Below are 16,632 nucleotides of genomic sequence, written 5' to 3'. Positions count from 1 at the left end.
CGGCCCGGCGTGGGTGGAGCAGCTCAGGCCTCGGCGGCCATCTTGCGCAGAACCGCCTCGATATCCACGGAACCGACGCCGAAATTGCGTTCGACCAGCGTCGCGAGTTTCTCCGCGGTCTGCGTCACGGCATATTCGATCTGTTCGGGCGTGTGCTCGCTGGTGATGAAGAAGCGCAGCCGCGCCAGACCCTCCGGCACCGCCGGGTGGATGATCGGCATGACGTTGACGCCTGCCGCCAGAAGGTCGTTGGAAAGCTGGGCGGCGCGCAGCGAATCGCCGACGATCACCGGGATGACCGAGCAGCCGACGCTGACGCCGGTGTCGAGGCCGCGCTCCCGGGCGAGATCGAAGAACAGATTGCCGTTGCGGCGCATCCGGGCGACCCGTTCGGGCTCGCGGTCGATCAGGTCGAGCGAGGTCCAGGCGGCGGCTGCGAGCGACGGCGCCAGCCCGACGCTGTAGACGAAGCCGCCGGCGCTTCCCTTGAGCAGCGTGACCAGCGCCTCGCTGCCGGCGATATAGCCGCCGCAACTCGCGGTGGTTTTGGAAAGCGTGCCCATCCAGATGTCGACGTCGCGCGGATTGCAGCGATGGTACTCCGCCGTGCCGCGTCCCGTGTCGCCGACGACGCCGAGTGCGTGCGCGTCGTCGACCATCAGCCAGCAGCCGTAGCGCGACTTGAGTTCGATCAACTGCGGCAGGTCGGCGACGTCGCCGTCCATCGAATACACGCCTTCGACGACGACGAGGATGCGCCGATGCCGCCCTGTCACCGAGCGCAGCACGCGCTCCAAATCTTCCATGTCGTTGTGCTTGAAGAACCGGCGATGCGAGCCGGAGAGCTTGGCGCCGATCAACGCGCTGTTGTGGATGAATTCGTCATGGATGACGAGGTCTTCCGGTCCCAGCAAGGTGCCGATGGTGGCGACATTGGTCAGGTAGCCGCTGACGAAGACGATTGACGCGTCGACGCCGTAGAAGGACGCAAGCTTGGCTTCGAGTTCGCCATGCACCGGGCGCTCGCCGGCGACGAGGCGGCTGGCCGACGCGGAGATGCCGTAGCGGTCGATCGCTGCCTTGGCCGCTCCCAGAACCTCGGGATGCCTGTTCATGCCGAGATAGTCGTAGGAGGCGAAGTTGATCAGCGTCCTGCCGTCGACGACCGTCGTGGCACCCGCCGCGCCCGCATGGCTGCGGAAGAACGGGTTATCGATGCCGAGCTGGTCGCCGGCGGCGGCCTGCGCCATGATCTGCTTGTGTTCCGGCAGGTCGGTGAAGGCTGGGGCGGGGCTGGCCTGCGGCACCGCGGCAGGCCGCGCGGCGCGCTTCGGCGTCGCCGGCCGCGCGTGATCCTTCATGAAGCTGAGGACCTGGTCCCGAACGGCGCGGGTACGCTGGTTGGCGCCGTCGGTCATTGCACGCTCGCCTTGGCCGGGTTGGTGTGGCGGGTGGCGAGGTGGTCGACAACGACCGTGTTCGCCGCCTTGTCATCGCCGCCGTCGGCTCCGGCGCGCTGGGTGATCTTGAGATAGAGTTTTCGCGATACGTCGCCTACCGTCGTGCTCTGGGTCACGCTGGAAAGCGGCATCTCGAAACCGGTCTTCTGGCGGAAGCTCATGCCGAGTTCCATGGCCATGAGGCTGTCGAGGCCGACGTCCTTGATCACCTTGAGCGGCGATATCTCGCTGGCCGGAACCCGCAATATCGAGGCAATCTCGCTGGCGACCAGCTGGAAGATGAGATGTTCGCCTTCCTCCTGGCTCTTGCCTTCGACCAGCGCGACGAGATCGATGAGTTCGCCGTCGCCTGCCGCCGACTGCGTCTTGGCCGAGCGGGCAACGACCTCGAACAAGGGCGTGGCGACCGTTTTCAAATGGCGAGCCATGCCCATGTCGATCTCGGCGATGGAAACGGCGGCGGCGTCGACCGTGCCGGGGTCGCGCACGATATAGTCCTCGACATAGGCGAGCGCCTGGGCGGCGGTCATGCCGGTCTTGCCGATCCGCTTCGACAGCATGTCGTTCACGTCGGTGTTGCGGGCTAGGAACCCGGTGTCGGAGATCGCGCCAAAACCGACCGCCAGCGCCGGCAGGCCGATGCGTCGGCGCGCCCGGGCCAGACCCTCCAGATAGCCGTTGGCCGCGACATAGTTCGCCTGGCCGGGATTGCCGACCAGCGTCGTCGCCGACGAGAACAGGATCAGATGATCGAGCTCGTCCTGGCGGGTCAGCCGGTCGAAGATCGCGGCGGCCTTGGCCTTGGGATCGACGACGGCGCGCACGCGGCTCTCCGTCAAGTTCTCGATCAGCGCGTCGTCCAGCACCATGGCGGCATGGACCACGGTCTTGAGCGGACCGTCGACCCGGATTTCGCCAAGCATCTTGGCCGCCGCCGCTTCGTCGGTGATGTCGCAGGCATAGACGCTGGTGGTCACGCCGCGCACCGCCCATTTGCGGATTGCCGCCGAGGTCTCCTCGTCGGCCACGCCGCGGCGCGAGCAGAGCGCGATCTTGCGCGCCCCGTGATCGACCAGCCAGTCGGCCGCGGCAAGGCCGAAGCCGCCGATGCCGCCGAGCACCAGATGCACGCCCTCGCGGTCGAGTTGCAGGCCGGCGCGCGGAGCGACCAGCACGGAATCCCTGCCGGCGACGGGCGCCGTCACCACGATCTTGCCGATATGGCCGGAGCCCTGCATCAGCCGGAAGGCGCCGACGATCTCGTCGTGCCGGAAGGCGCGATAGGGCAGGGGCGCCAGTTCTCCCCGCTCGAACATCTCGGAGATTTCGGCAAGCAGGCTGGAACTCAGTTCCGGCAGCGTGTTGAGCAACTGGTCCGCGTCGATGCCGAAATAGCTGATGTTGCGGCGGAAGGGGCGCAGGCCGATCTTGGTGTCGGAGTAGAAGTCGCGCTTGCCGAGTTCGAGGAACCGCCCGAACGGTTTCAGCAGCGAAAGGCTTCGCTCCATCGCCTCCGAGAACAGCGAGTTGAGCACGACGTCGACGCCCGTCTGGCCGGTGGCGGCCATCACGTCGTCGACGAATTCCAGCGTGCGCGAATTGAAGACGTGGTCGGCGCCGAGCGTTTCGAGCAGCCGGCGCTTTTCGGTCGATCCGGCGGTGGCGATGACCTTGGCGCCCTTCGCCTTGGCGATCTGCAGCGCCGCCAGCCCGACGCCGCCCGCGCCGCCATGGATGAGGATCGTCTCGCCGGGCCGGATGCGCGCCAGTTCGACGATCGCGTAATAGGCGGTGAGGAAGGCCACCGGCAGCGTCGCGCCGGCAACCGGATCGATCCCGGCTGGCAGCTTCGCGGCGCCCGAACGCTTCACATTGACATGGGTGGAGAACGCCGCCGGCGCCACCGCCATAACGGCGTCGCCGACCACTAGATCCTTGACGTCAGCACCGACCGCCTGGACGTAGCCGGCGCATTCCATGCCGATGGTCGGCCCGGCAAAACCGTCTTCCAGGGCTTCCTCGGGCAGCATGCCCATGGCCCACATCACGTCGCGGAAATTGAGGCCGGTGGCCGTGACGGCGATGCGGATCTCGCCGGGTTCCGGCTCCGCCGGAACGGCGGTCTGCCAGGCGATGCTGCCGACCTGCGAGGCGCTGCGCTGCTTGACGGTCGCCGCTGCATAGTCGCGGGTGGAGGACTGACTGTCAGGCATCGGGCCTGGCGCGACCCGCACTTCCAGTGCGCCTGCCGTGACCGGGTCGATGGCCCACTCGCGGTTTTCGCTGTCGGCCGTCATCAGGGCCAGCGTCCGCCTGACGCGGGTCGCGAAGCTCCAGTCCTGGGCGCCCGAAAGGTCGACGGAATGCAAGTCGATCACGTCGAATTCATTTCGCAGCACGCGCAGAAACGCCCACAATCCGGCATCGCTGGCAGATGCGTGATGCGCCGTTTCTTCGGCATCCATCATCACCGCCAGACGCTTCTTTGCGGTGCTCGCATTGGCCGGTGCGTGTGCTCGCAGGACTTCGGCCACACTGCGCAGCCGCAGGATGCTGCGTTGCAGCCTTTCCGAACCGTCCCCCTCGATCGGGTCGGGCAGATAGATGACGTTGACCGCGTCGTCGCCGAAGCGACCGAGTGCGGCGGCAAGCGCCGCGCGGTCCTTGTCTGCCGCGCCGGTCAGTCGCAGGAAGCCTGCCTCCGCTTCATCGAAAACGGTCCGGGCTTTCGCAGAAATCCTGCCGTCATGAAGGACTAGCGCCGATTGCGGGATGGCAGGCGCCGTGGCAGCTGCCAGCGTGGCGCGTCCGGCCGCTTCCACGGTGATTGCCGGGCCGTGAACCAGATTGTGCCGCGCCGCAGCGACATTCTCGAACGGCAGGTAGCGCAGCAGCGAATGCCAGTCGTCCACCGAGGCAAGCTGGCCGATCGGGAACTCGACGCCCTTGCTGCGGTCGAACCAGCCATCGTTGAGGCCGAAGGCGAAATCGGCGAACGCATTGGGCGCCGTCGCGCAGAACAGAAGCTGGGTCGAGGCGCCGGTCACGGCTTCGACGGCTTCGTTGAAGCCCTCGGCGCTGATCAGTTCGAATATGTGGTCGGCGGCGCTGACGATGATGTCGGCGGTTCCGGTCCGGGCGAGGTCGGCCGGACGGGCGATGGTCACATGCGGTTCGGTCTCGAAGGCGATCGCCAGTTCCCCAAACGCGGCGTCGCGCGATTCGACGGCGACGAAGGCCGCTCCCGATTCGGCGGCGAGACGTGCAAAACCTGCCGTGACCGCGCGCGAAACCGTGCCGAGTTCGACGATGCGCCGCACCGGCGCCGTGTTTTTGCGGGCTTCGATCGCCTTCTTCAGGACGCTGGTGATCATGGCGACGCGGCTGACGCTGGCGGGCGAATGCACCCGCAGGCTTTCCAGCACGGTATCGCTGATGAAGGACGGCTTCGACTGGTCGGACTCCGGCCTTGCCTGCCCGCCCGAAGGCGCATGCAGCGCGTCGAGGCGTTGCATCGCCTCGAAATACACGTCGTTGACCACGACGACCTCGGCGATGCGGTCGGGCCGTTCGCGGTAGATGGCGTTGAGGATTGCCGGAACCGGCGGCAGTGAGCATTCCGCCTGGATCGACCAGCTGCCTTCGCTTTGCGCGGCGAGGCCGACTTCCTCGAGCAGATAAAGGCCGTTGGCGACGAAACGCTTGAAACCGAGGTCGCCGGGGAGTGCGTCCGCGGCGATGACGCCGGTGTTGCGGCTGGCCTTGCGGGCGATCTCGAAATTGGCGCGGTAGATCGCCGCCTCGATCATCTGCGAGGAGCCGTCGCCCTCGTCCTCCTCGGTCCTGGCGAACAGCTCGGCAAGTGCCGGCGCCGGTCTGGCGGCGTCTCCGAAAGGCGACACGCGGCTGGGGACGAGGACCTGGTGGTAGCTGACGTCTTCCAGCGGCTTCTGCTGGCGCAGGAACGTGCGCTTGAAACGGCAGTCCTCGAAGGTGGCGACGACTTCGCCGGCCTTGTCGAGAAGCGTGAACCCAGCCTTGATCGAACCCGACGAAACGCGCCCGATGTCGATGATCGCCCGCGTTATCACGGCGTCCGGCCGGTAGAGCCGCGCCGTTCCGAAACGCACCGGGATGTAGGGCGCGCCGCGCCGCTCGCCGGATATTTCCCCGAACACCGCGACGAGGCCGTGGAAGGCGGCGTCGACTGAGACCGGATGCAAGCTGTAGCCGATATGCGGGTTCCTCGCCGGCGCCGGGGGCGCCAGCGCCACGTCGATCCGCTTCTCGTCGATGCGCGAGGCTTCGCGCATCAGCCGAAACGTCGGCCCGTAGTCCAGCCCGAACTGATGCGCGGTCTCGTAGGCGGCGGCGCCGCCTATCAGCGTCGAATCGGCGCGCTTCCAGGCGGGCGACATCGCCGCCGGCCTGCCCGAGGACAGTTTTCGGCAGCGGGCGACGGCGTGCAGCGTCCAGTCGTCGTTGCTCAGCCGGTCGCGCGACTTGATCTCGATGTCGCCGGTGTCGCCGAACACCGTCGTCGACAATTCGCGAAGATGGTTTTCCGACAGCTCCAGCGGCCGGAATATCTCCAGATTGGAGATCTCGATCTCGTCGGACGCCAGAAACTGCCGTGCCACCGACAGCGCGATGTCGAGGAAGGCGCTGCCCGGAAGGATCGACTTGTGGTCGACGACGTGTTCGGCGAGATCCGGGAAGAGATGCGCGTCGATGTGGTTCTTCCAGCTCCCGCTGGACAGGTCGATCCGCCATCCGGCCAGCGAATGGGGCGCGTCCAGCCTGCCGTAGAGGTCGATCGCGTCGCTGGTGAATTCATGGCGCATGTCGGCCGGCTCGAACGGCAGCGCCGGCAGCACGATCCTTGCATTACGCTGGCCGAACGCCTTGCGCCGGTCGAACGCGCCGCCATTGGCGAGCACCCTCGCATAGGTGGTCGAGACCGGGTCGGCGACGCTCTCCTCGCGCATCAGCGAGGAGATGGCTGAGGCCGCCACGGCGCGATCCTTGATCGTGTCGCGCAGATATGACGTCAGGATCGGGCGCGGGCCGATCTCGACGAACAGGCTGCAGCCGAGGTCGAGCGCCGCATTGGTGCCGCCGAGGAAATTCACCGGCTCGCGGACGTTGCTCCACCAGTAGGCCGGATCGAGCGTGTTGCCCGACAGCACGCCACCCGTCACCGTCGAGATGAACGGGATCTGCGACGGCCGGAGCGCGATCTGCGCCATGTCGTCGAGAAAATCGTCCTTGGCGACCTCGATCAGCGGGTGGTGGAACGGATAGTTGATGTCCAGCACCTGGCCGACGATCCGCTCGGCCTTCATGATCTCGCGCAGCGCCATGATCTGCTCGCCGGGGCCGGACACCGTGACCGAGCCCTTGGCGTTGACCGCCGCGATGGTGATCTGGTCGAGGCCATGGCGCTTGAAGAATGCCAGCGCGTCTTCCGGTGCCAGTTGCACGGCGGCCATCCGCCCGAGACCGGCGAGCCGGTCCTGATGATAGGAGCGCTTGGCGACGACCGAAACCGCATCGACCAGCGAGATCGCGCCGGAGACATAAGCGGCGGCGACCTCGCCGACAGAATGGCCGTAGACCGCGTCCGGCTTGACGCCGAGCAGCGACAGCACGTCGGCAAGTGCGGCCTGGATCGCGAACAGCAGCGGCTGCGCGATCTTGGTGTCTTGCAGCTTGGTCTCTAGGTCGGCGTCGAACAGAAGGTCGATCAGGCTGATCTGCGAGCGCACCTGGAACAGCGCGTGTACGACGTTGAAGCGGTCGCGGAAGGCCATGTTGCGGCGATAGGCGTCGATCGCCATTCCGGCCCATTGCGAGCCGTTGCCCGAGAACACGAAGGCGATCTTGGCCTGGTCGCGGATCGCCTCGGCCTGCACGGCCTCGCGGCTGTCGCGGTCGCGGGTGCGCGAATCGATCGCCTTGACGATCACGTCCGGGTCGTCGTTCGCCACGACGAAACGGTGCTTGAGATGATGGCGGTTGGCGCCGGCGGATGCGATCAGCGGCCGCCGCTCGGCGATCGTCGCCTCCTTCAGCGCCGTCCGGTAGGATTTCAGCAGCGAATCCAGCGCCGACGCGGTGTGCGCGCTAGCAAGGAAGACTTTTCCGACGGCCTCGGGCTTTTCCCGCTCGCGCGGGTTCTGCGGGTCGCTGATGATGATGTGGGCGTTGGTGCCGCCGAAGCCGAACGAATTCACGCCGGCGAGGCGGGCATGCTTGCCGTGCAGCAACTCGATCGGCTCGGCCGCCACATGCACGTTGAGCGCGTTGAAGTCGACCGCGTCGTTCGGCGTCTCGAAATGCAGCGAGGCCGGGAAATAATTGTTCTCCAGCGCCAGCATCGCCTTCATCAGCCCCAGCAGGCCGGAGGCAGGCTCGGTGTGGCCGATATTGGTCTTGATGGAGCCGATCGGGATGGGCGCGCGGCGGGCCGCGCCGATGACGGTGCCGATCGACCAGATCTCGGCCGGATCGCCGACCTTGGTGCCGGTGCCGTGGCCCTCGATGAAGGCCAGCCGGTTCGGATCGATGCCGTTGCCGTCATAAAGCGATTTCAGCAGTTGCGCCTGCGCCTGCTCGGAGGGCAGGGAGATGCCGTTGGTACGGCCGGACGAATTGACGGCGGAGGCCAGCACGCGGCCATAGCTGCGGTCGCCCTGGGCGAGCGCCACGTCGCTGCGGCGCAGGATGATCGCCGCTCCGCCCTCGGCGCGGACGTAACCCATGCCGTCATTGTCGTAGGCCCGGCAAAGCCCCTCGGGAGACAGCATGCGCGCCTGCGCGAAGCCGACGAAGGCGAGCGGGTGCGTCAGCGCGTTCACGCCGCCGACGATCGCGGTATCGACCTCGCCGCTTTCCAGCGCCTTCATCGCCAGGTCGAGCGCAACCAGCGACGACGAGCAGGCGGTATCGACGGTCAGGCTCGGCCCGTTGAGGCCGAAAACGTGCGAGATGCGGTTGGAAACGATCGACAGCGTGTTGCCGGTCATGAAATGCGGGCCGGCGGCGGCGGGATCCTCGACGATGAGGTTGCCGTGGTCGAGCGCCGAAGCGCCGATATAGACGCCGACGCGCTGATGGCCGAGATCGGAATAATCGATGTTGGCGCTTTCCAGCGCGCGCCAGGTCAGCTGCAGGATCATCCGCTGCTGCGGGTCCATCAGCTGTGCTTCGCGCTGCGACAGGCCGAACACGCCGGGATCGAAGCTGAAGCAGTCGTCGATGATGCCGGCGGCGAAGGAATAGGTCTTGCCGCGCGTGCCGATCTCGGGATGCCAGTAGCGCGACTGGTCCCACCGGTCGGCCGGCACCTGCGTGATCATGCAGCGACGCTGACGCAGCAAATCGAAAAGCTGTTCGGGTGTGTCCGCGCCGGGGGCACGGACCGCGCGACCTATGATTTCTACCGACATGTCCCCTGACGCCACTATACCAAGATCATGAATTGATTTCCGGCCTTTGCAAACCGGACGTCAGCGGAAGCCACTCGTGCTTCCTGTCTTCGTCGCGCCCCGTATGGGGAGAGGATAATCTGGAAATGACGCCATTGGCGTGTCCCACCGTCCTGGTAGTTGCATTCCTGAGCCCGCAAGTCGTCTGCCGCCTGTCTCATGCCCCCCAGCAATTCCGTAGTAGCTCATATGGCGGCAAGAGACAATCGATGCGCGCCGAATAGAAGATGCTGCAACGTAACCCTACCTGGAAAGCGTTTCCGTTCAGACCGTTAACCCGATCCTGCGTATCCCGCCCATTCATGGCCGCCTTTCCGCCAGTATAGACATCAGCCAGTATAGACAGATGTGGCGCGCCGGTCATCGGCCCACCTCGAATCCAATAATGGTTTTCTTGCGTCATGGCAGCAGGAAATAGCGGCGGCATCCTCGACCATATCGGCATCCGACGAATCGCTCGCCTGCTGTGTCCGGCGAATATGGTGCGTTGGCTCGCGGCATGGTTGCAGAAGGCAGGGGTTTTCGCCTGCGCCAGAGCCCGGAGTTTCCGCTTCGTGGCGCGCTCGCATCCCGCCGAATCTGCCGTCCCTTGTCGCTCCGCCGGACCTTTTCCCCGTGAAGAGCGGAGCGGACGCCGCTGTGACCGATGATTTCGCCAATCCCGAACGGTGCGGGAAAGGCGGCGCTGCTGCGGTCGACTCCTTTTTTGCTTCCTGCAATAGGAGAAGTTCCCGGCAGAGGATCAGGGCGGCAGGAGCCATTCAAGCGATTGCCCCATCGCGGCCAGTCTCCGAGATTGACAAGCCGGCGCGGTCCCATCAATTGAACGGCCTGCGCGCGGAAGCTGCAAAAAGGCGGGGATGGAATGGTTGCGTTCGGCACGAGCGGACTTCGCGGCCTGGCCACGGACCTCCTGGCCGGCCCCGGCTATGCGCATGTCTCGGCCTTCGCCGCCCATATGCTTTTCGGCGCCGGGATTGCCCAGGGCGGCGCAGTCCTCGTCGGCTGCGACCGGCGCGACAGCAGCCCGGATCTGACGCGCCAGGCTCTGGCGGCGCTCGTCGAGGCCAGGCTCCGGCCGGTCTATTGCGGCATCCTGCCGACGCCCGCGCTTGCCCTGCGCAACATCACGCTCGGCGTGCCGGCCGTCATGGTAACGGGTTCGCACATCCCGCCGGACCGCAACGGCCTGAAATTCTACCGGCCGGACGGCGAGATCGACAAGGCGGACGAGCGTGCGATCGCCGCGCTGGCCAGCGAGTCCTCCGCGGCCGGCATGCCGGCACTGGCCTCCTTGCCCGGCCTTCCCGCGCCCGACGGCGAGGCGCTTCGCCTCTATGTCGCGCGCTATAAGGCGGCGTTCGCGGAGCCGATCCTGAAAGGCAAGCGCGTCGGCGTCTATCGGCACAGTTCGGTTGCCAGCGACACGCTCGCCGACCTCGCCGCCTGGCTCGGAGCCGAAGTGGTGCCGCTGGGCGAGAGCGGCGAGTTCGTCGCCGTCGATACCGAGGCGATCGACGCATCCACCGCCGGGCGGCTGGAAAACTGGTCGCGCACGCAGCGGCTCGACGCGATCATCTCGACCGACGGCGACGGCGACCGGCCGTTGATGACCGACGAAAGCGGCAAGGTCATCCGTGGCGACGCGCTGGGCCTGCTGGCCTCTCTGTTCCTGAAGGCGGACGCCGTGGTGACGCCGGTCTCGTCCAACCCCGGAATCACCGCCAGCTATGGCTTCGAGGTGATCCGCACGAAAGTCGGCTCGCCCTATGTGCTGGAGGAGATGGACAAGGCGGTGGCGCACGGCTTCAGGCATGTCATCGGCTTCGAGGCGAATGGCGGCCTGCTGGTCGGCACGCCGGTCGACGTCGGCGGCTCGGTGCTGGCGGCTTTGCCGACGCGCGACAGCGTGCTGCCGATCCTGTGCGCCTTCGCTGCCGCGCACGCGGCGGCTCTTCCCTTGTCGAAGCTGGTCGGTGATCTCGCGCTTCCCGTCTGCGTCAGCGGCCGGGTCGAAAACTATGCCCGCGCCGACAGCGACCGCCTGATGGCGAATCTGCGGGATTCTCGAGACAATATCCGCCTTTTCTTAAGTGATCTCGGCTTACTCTCCCGCGTCGAGGACATAGACGGCCTGCAGATCTATCTTGAGGACGGGGGCATGATCCATTTGCGGCCATCGGGCAATGCACCGGAAATGCGATGCTACGCATCCGCAAAGACGGCGGAGCGTGCCGCCGCCTTGCTGCAGGCCGGACTGTCCAGGATCGAGCGGTTCCCTGCGAGTTTCGGCGGAGTGTGAAATTGACCATTGTCTCAGTCATCATCAGCGGCGGTGCCGGCGCCCGCCTCTGGCCTCTGTCGCGCGAAAGCCATCCAAAACCGCTGATCGATGTCGGTGACGGCCAGTCGCTGCTGCAGCATGCCTTCCGCCGCGCCCTGGCCATACCCCGCGTCAGCGATCTGGTGACCGTCACCAACCGCGAACTGCTGTTTGCCAGCGAGGATGAGTATCGCGACACCGGCCTCCCGGCCCCTGCCTTGACCTACCTGCTCGAGCCGGAGGGCCGCGAAACGGCGGCCGCCATCGCAGCGGCGGCGCTGGCGGTCGAGGCCGCGCATGGCCGTGACGCCGTGATGTGCGTGCTTCCCGCCGACCACATGGTCGCCAACGTGCCGGCCTTCGTCGCGGCGGTGGAGCAGGCCATCGCGCTGGCGAAACAGGGACGCCTCGTCACCTTCGGCATCCTCCCGACGCGGCCCGAGACCGGCTATGGGTATATCGAGGCGGAAGGCACCGATGTCATCCGCTTCGTCGAGAAGCCGGACTTGGCAACGGCGGAGAAATATCTCGCCAGCGGCCGCTTCTTCTGGAACTCCGGCATGTTCTGCTTCGCGGCCGGCACCATGCTCGACCTTCTCGAACAGCTTGCCGCCGACATCCTTCAGGGATGCCGCGACAGCCTCGCCGCCGCCCGGCGGTCGTCGGGAACCGGCGTCGTCCAGATCGAGCTGGACAAGGCGAATTTCTCGACCGTCCGCAAGGTGTCGATCGACTACGCCGTGCTGGAGAAGGCGCCGAACGTCTCGGTCGTGCCCTGCGACATCGGCTGGAGCGACATCGGCTCGTGGACGGCGTTCGCGGACCTCTTGCCCGGCGACGAATTCGGCAACCACACGGTCGGCGAGGTCGCGCTGGTCGACACCAGGAACTCCATCATCAGCGGCGGAGACCGGCTGATCGGCGCGGTCGGCGTCGAGAATTTGATCATCGTCGACACTGCCGACGCGCTGCTTGTGGCCCACAAGGACGATGCGCAGAAGGTCAAGACGCTGTTCAACCGGCTGAAGGCCGAGGGCCACGAGGCCTCGAAGCTGCACCGCACCGTGCATCGCCCGTGGGGAACCTACACGGTGCTGGAGGAAGGCGAGCGTTTCAAGATCAAGCGCATCGAGGTCAAGCCCGGCGGCCGCCTCAGCCTGCAGATGCACCACCATCGCTCCGAGCACTGGGTGGTCGTCTCGGGAACGGCACGTATCGTCAACGGCGACACCCAGATGCTGCTCGCCACCAACCAGTCGACCTATATCCCGTCGGGAACCAACCATCGGCTGGAGAACCCCGGCATATTGCGCCTCGTCATGATCGAGGTGCAGACCGGCGACTATCTCGGCGAGGACGACATCGTGCGCTTCGACGATGTCTATGGGCGTAGCTGACGATTTCAGGCTGGCATCGTCTTCATTTCCAGGCCGGTAAGGCGGGGAGGGGTGTTTGAGCGGGAACTATGCCTGGATCAACGAGCCGCCCTCGTGGACGGGCGATGCGTCGGACCTCAGTCTCACGACGGCAAATTCGACCGACTTCTGGCGAAAGACCTTCTACGGTTTCACCCGCGATAACGGCCACGCTTTCCTGAAGCCGGTTTCAGGCGATTTCAGCGCCGCCGCCACCGTCATTGGCGCCTATGAGGAACTCTACGACCAGGCCGGCCTGATGCTGCGCGTCGACGAGCGCAACTGGATCAAGACCGGGATCGAGTACACCGACCGGCTGATGCATTTCAGCGTGGTGGTCACCCGCGAGGTTTCCGACTGGTCAGTGATCCCGCTGCCCGATGCCACGCCGGAAAGCGAGGTTCGCGTCCGGCTCACCCGCCACGACGACGCGGTGCGTGTCCAGTATGCGGTCGACGGTTCGCATTGGCGCATGGCTAGGCTCGCGCCTTTCCTCGACGGCGACGCGCATGTCGGCGTCATGGCCTGCTCTCCGGAGCGCGCCGGCTTTCAGGCAAGGTTCCGCGACATCGATGTCGGGCCGCCGATCGATCGAAAGCTGCACGACGACTGAGACGCGCGGCGCTGCCCGTCGGAAGTGATGCGAAAGACCTCGCCGTCCATCTGAAACCGTCGAAATTGCCGTGTCGGGCGGCAAAAAGCGGGCGCGCGTGAAGTCCGTCGCGCTCGATTCGCCGCAGTTGAACCGCAAGTCCCTGGAAACGCTCGATATAAGGGACTTCACGCGATTTTGTGCAGGCCATCAACCTCTTGAAATTACTGTGTTCGCACCTCCTTTCCCTTGCAATGCCTTTATCGATAATTAGGGCAAGCTGACGGAAGGTTGTTTTCACCCCGACTTGTGCCGCCGGGCGGCAGGCCGGGTTCATACAGGGAATTCTGGACTGGACATGCCGGGGGAACCCACCATTGCTGCGGGAAAGGACGCGCGGTCGACCAGGGCGCGGGTGATCCTTCTGCCGCTGATGGCTCTTTCGTTCGTGCTGCCCGTGGTGGCCCTGGTGTCGATGATGCCGGAGACGACCACCCGCCCCGAACCGGCGCGGACCGAGCCGGCGCAGGCGATAACCCTTGCCGATCAACCGGTTACGATCACGACGGCGATACCGGCCAAGCCGGAGCCAGCGCGGTTTCGGCCCGGGTTCCTCTCGTTTCGCGCCGACAGTCCCTATCCATTCCGGCCGCTGATCGGCAAGGATCCCGAGCGCATCTGCGACAGCCTCGACGGCGCCGGTTTCGCCAATCTCGGCTGGAAGGCGGCGGAAGTCGCCGGCACGGGCTGGGAGTGCATGGCGCGCACCGACGAGGCCGACATAGTCGACACCGGCTCCAACAGCCTTTTCTACATGCTGCGCGGCCGCGGCGGCCAGCGCATCGGCACCGCGCGGCTGAAGATCAATCTTCCCGACCCCGACAATGGCAAGCCATTGCTGGAGCAAGCGCAGGAATTCGTTCGCTTTTTTTCCGAGCAGGTCGGCCTGTCGGCGCCGCCGGAGATCCTGCGGGCGATCCGCGACACGCAGCCTGCGAGGGTCGTCCTGCACGACGCCACCTATACGCTGAAGCGCGAGTTCGGGGATATCACGCGCTACAATCTGTCGATCGAGTTCGGTCCGACGCTCTATGCCTTCTACGAAACGGCCGATCTCGGAGGCCCGGCCGAGACGGCAGCCGCGCCGGCGACGACCGGCGTCGACAAGGGACCTCGCCTGCGCAAGGCCGATTGAGCCGGCGCCAGGTTCTACGGCTGGCGTGGTCGAATTGGTGCCGTGGCGCTGACGCTGCGGCCTCGTAGCTCCGATCATCGCGGAAAAAGCCGAATCCGGGACGCGAAGCGCGCAAGGCGGTCGACATGGACCAGACGCAACGGCTGCGCGACGCGGCCGACATAGACGGTGCCTACGCGTGGACGCGGCTCGCCATCAGCGTGCTGCTCGCCACCATTGGCGGCGCCGGCATGTGGGCGGTGGTGGTCGTTCTCCCGGCGGTGCAGGCCGAGTTCGGCGTCGATCGGGCCGGCGCATCGCTGCCCTACACGGCGACCATGCTCGGCTTCGCTTTCGGCAATGTGATGATCGGCCGGCTGATCGACAGCGTCGGTTACTGGCGTCCGGCACTGCTGGCCTCCGTCCTGCTCGGCGGCGGCTTTATCCTGGCCTCCCTCACCACATCGGTAGCCCAGCTCGCCATCGTCCAGGGCGTCATGATCGGCGCCGGCTCGTCGGCGGTGTTCGGCCCGCTGATCGCCGACATCTCGCACTGGTTCCAGCGCCGGCGCGGCGTCGCGGTGTCGGCGGCGGCAGCGGGCAACTACCTGGCGGGCGCGTTCTGGCCGATCGTCATGCCTCACATGATGGCTGCGGAAGGCTGGCGCTTCGCTTATGCGGCGGTCGGCGTGGTCTGCCTTGTGACCATGGTGCCGCTGGCCTTTCTGCTGCGCCGGAGCGCGCCGCTGCACGATGCCGCAGGCCCGAACGGCGCGCGCCCGGTCCGGCCGATCTCGATCTCTCCATCGGCTTTGCAGACGCTGCTCATCGTCGCCGGCCTCGGCTGCTGCGTCGCCATGTCGATGCCGCAGGTGCATATCGTCGCCTATTGCATGGACCTCGGCTACGGCGTGGCGCGCGGGTCGGAAATGCTGGCGATCATGCTCGCTGCCGGCATCATCAGTCGCATGGCCTCCGGCTTCGTTGCCGACCGCATCGGCGGCATCCGCACGATCCTCATCGGCTCGGTCCTGCAGGGCCTGTCGCTGTTGCTCTACATCCCCTTCGACGGCTTGGCTTCGCTCTATGTCGTGTCGGCGGTCTTCGGCCTGTCGCAAGGCGGCATCGTACCCTGCTACGCCATCGTCGTGCGCGAATACATGCCGGCGTCGGAAGCTGGCAGCAGGGTCGGCATCGTCATCATGTCGACCATCATCGGCATGGCGCTGGGCGGCTGGATGTCCGGCTGGATCTATGACGCGACCGGCTCTTATGCCGCCGCCTTCCTGAACGGCATCGCCTGGAACCTGCTCAACGTCACGGTGATGACGCTGCTGCTGTGGAAGTCGAGCCGGCCGGCCGTCGCCTGACCTGATCCCGACGCATCTATGCGGCGGGGTCGGCGTAGAGAAAATCGTGGAAATGCACGACGACGCTGGCATCGCTGACGAGAATGATGGCGTAGGCCGGCGGCTCGAGATTGACCCTATGCTTGCCCGCGAAGACCGGCGCCGACTGGTGGTTGGTGCCGCGCAGCGCGCTGAAAGGAATGCCGTGCCAACTGCCGAAAACCGGCCGGTGCACGTGGCCGGCAAAAATGTGGCGCACATTGCCGTGCTTTTGCAGCAGGCCGAGCAGCGGCTTGCTGTCCATCAGCCGGCAATTGTCCAGCGCCGGCATGTAGATATCGACCGGCGGATGGTGGGTGAAGATGAGCGCCGGGCGGCCTTCCGCCTCGCCAAGTTTTTCATCCAGCCATTCCAGCCGCCCGCCACCGAGCCGGCCTTCGACGAGACCTGTTTCCAGCGTGTCGAGCAGCAGCAGGCGCGTGCCCTTGACGTCGACGCTGGCCTGCACGAAGCCTGCTTCCGTCGCGATCTCCGGAAACGCCGCGAGGAATGTCGCCCGGTCGTCATGGTTGCCGAGCATCAGGCGATGGGGTGGCAAGAGCGTTGCAAGCCGCTCCTTCAGCGCCGCATAGGCTTCCGGCAGGCCGTCATTGGCGAGGTCGCCGCTGAACACGACGAGGTCGGCATCGGCATGGTTGCGGTTGATGTCGGCGATGCAGGCTTCCAGCCGCGTCAGCGGGTCCGAGCCGAACAGAACCTCTCCGGGCATGGCCAGATGGATGTCGGAGACCTGCAGGATTTTCAGCATGATGCACTCCAATGCGGATGC

Annotated in this window: 8 protein-coding genes; 5 read left to right on the top strand and 3 right to left on the bottom strand. The window is 66.0% G+C overall.

Features of this window, described 5'->3' with window-relative positions; all coding sequences use genetic code 11:
• Window positions 1-23: 23 nt before the first annotated feature.
• Complete coding sequence (locus tag ACSBOB_RS21360; RefSeq protein ID WP_442578087.1) at window positions 24-1,418, bottom strand: aminotransferase class I/II-fold pyridoxal phosphate-dependent enzyme; 1,395 nt, start codon at window positions 1,416-1,418, stop codon at window positions 24-26.
• Window positions 1,415-8,911: an SDR family NAD(P)-dependent oxidoreductase gene (locus ACSBOB_RS21355; RefSeq protein ID WP_442578086.1), complete on the bottom strand. Its 7,497-nt coding sequence runs from the start codon at window positions 8,909-8,911 to the stop codon at window positions 1,415-1,417. The genes ACSBOB_RS21360 and ACSBOB_RS21355 overlap by 4 nt, the downstream gene beginning before the upstream one ends.
• Window positions 8,912-9,815: 904 nt before the next feature.
• Between ACSBOB_RS21355 and ACSBOB_RS21350 the strand changes: the two genes are divergently transcribed.
• The 5 genes from ACSBOB_RS21350 to ACSBOB_RS21330 all read left to right on the top strand — a co-directional run bounded on the left by ACSBOB_RS21350 (window position 9,816) and on the right by ACSBOB_RS21330 (window position 15,824).
• Window positions 9,816-11,252, top strand: a complete 1,437-nt coding sequence (locus tag ACSBOB_RS21350; RefSeq protein WP_442578085.1) for a phosphomannomutase — start codon at window positions 9,816-9,818, stop codon at window positions 11,250-11,252.
• A gap of 2 nt (window positions 11,253-11,254) precedes the next feature.
• Entirely contained in the window at window positions 11,255-12,670 is a 1,416-nt protein-coding gene (locus tag ACSBOB_RS21345; RefSeq protein ID WP_442578084.1) for a mannose-1-phosphate guanylyltransferase/mannose-6-phosphate isomerase, read from the top strand.
• A 55-nt stretch (window positions 12,671-12,725) separates the two neighbouring features.
• Entirely contained in the window at window positions 12,726-13,301 is a 576-nt protein-coding gene (locus ACSBOB_RS21340; RefSeq protein ID WP_442578083.1) for a DUF1349 domain-containing protein, read from the top strand.
• 337 nt (window positions 13,302-13,638) lie between these two features.
• Entirely contained in the window at window positions 13,639-14,475 is an 837-nt protein-coding gene (locus ACSBOB_RS21335; RefSeq protein ID WP_442578082.1) for a DUF6030 family protein, read from the top strand.
• Window positions 14,476-14,600: 125 nt separating this feature from the next.
• Window positions 14,601-15,824: an MFS transporter gene (locus ACSBOB_RS21330; RefSeq protein WP_442578081.1), complete on the top strand. Its 1,224-nt coding sequence runs from the start codon at window positions 14,601-14,603 to the stop codon at window positions 15,822-15,824.
• A gap of 16 nt (window positions 15,825-15,840) precedes the next feature.
• Here ACSBOB_RS21330 and ACSBOB_RS21325 read toward each other — a convergent pair whose 3' ends face one another.
• Entirely contained in the window at window positions 15,841-16,611 is a 771-nt protein-coding gene (locus ACSBOB_RS21325; protein WP_442578080.1) for a phosphodiesterase, read from the bottom strand.
• Window positions 16,612-16,632: the final 21 nt, after the last annotated feature.

The organism is Mesorhizobium sp. KACC 23794, from assembly GCF_052180275.1.
GTDB lineage: Bacteria > Pseudomonadota > Alphaproteobacteria > Rhizobiales > Rhizobiaceae > Kumtagia.
Note: the sequence above shows the minus strand (reverse complement) of the source record. Positions and strands in the feature narration are given on the sequence as shown.

Excerpts from the sequence above, each read along its gene's own strand:
- ACSBOB_RS21360 (WP_442578087.1), bottom strand. The coding sequence starts at position 1,418 with ATGACCGACGGCGCCAACCAGCGTACCCGCGCCGTTCGGGACCAGGTC.
- ACSBOB_RS21355 (WP_442578086.1), bottom strand. The coding sequence starts at position 8,911 with ATGTCGGTAGAAATCATAGGTCGCGCGGTCCGTGCCCCCGGCGCGGAC.
- ACSBOB_RS21350 (WP_442578085.1), top strand. The coding sequence starts at position 9,816 with ATGGTTGCGTTCGGCACGAGCGGACTTCGCGGCCTGGCCACGGACCTC.
- ACSBOB_RS21335 (WP_442578082.1), top strand. The coding sequence starts at position 13,639 with ATGCCGGGGGAACCCACCATTGCTGCGGGAAAGGACGCGCGGTCGACC.
- ACSBOB_RS21330 (WP_442578081.1), top strand. The coding sequence starts at position 14,601 with ATGGACCAGACGCAACGGCTGCGCGACGCGGCCGACATAGACGGTGCC.
- ACSBOB_RS21325 (WP_442578080.1), bottom strand. The coding sequence starts at position 16,611 with ATGCTGAAAATCCTGCAGGTCTCCGACATCCATCTGGCCATGCCCGGA.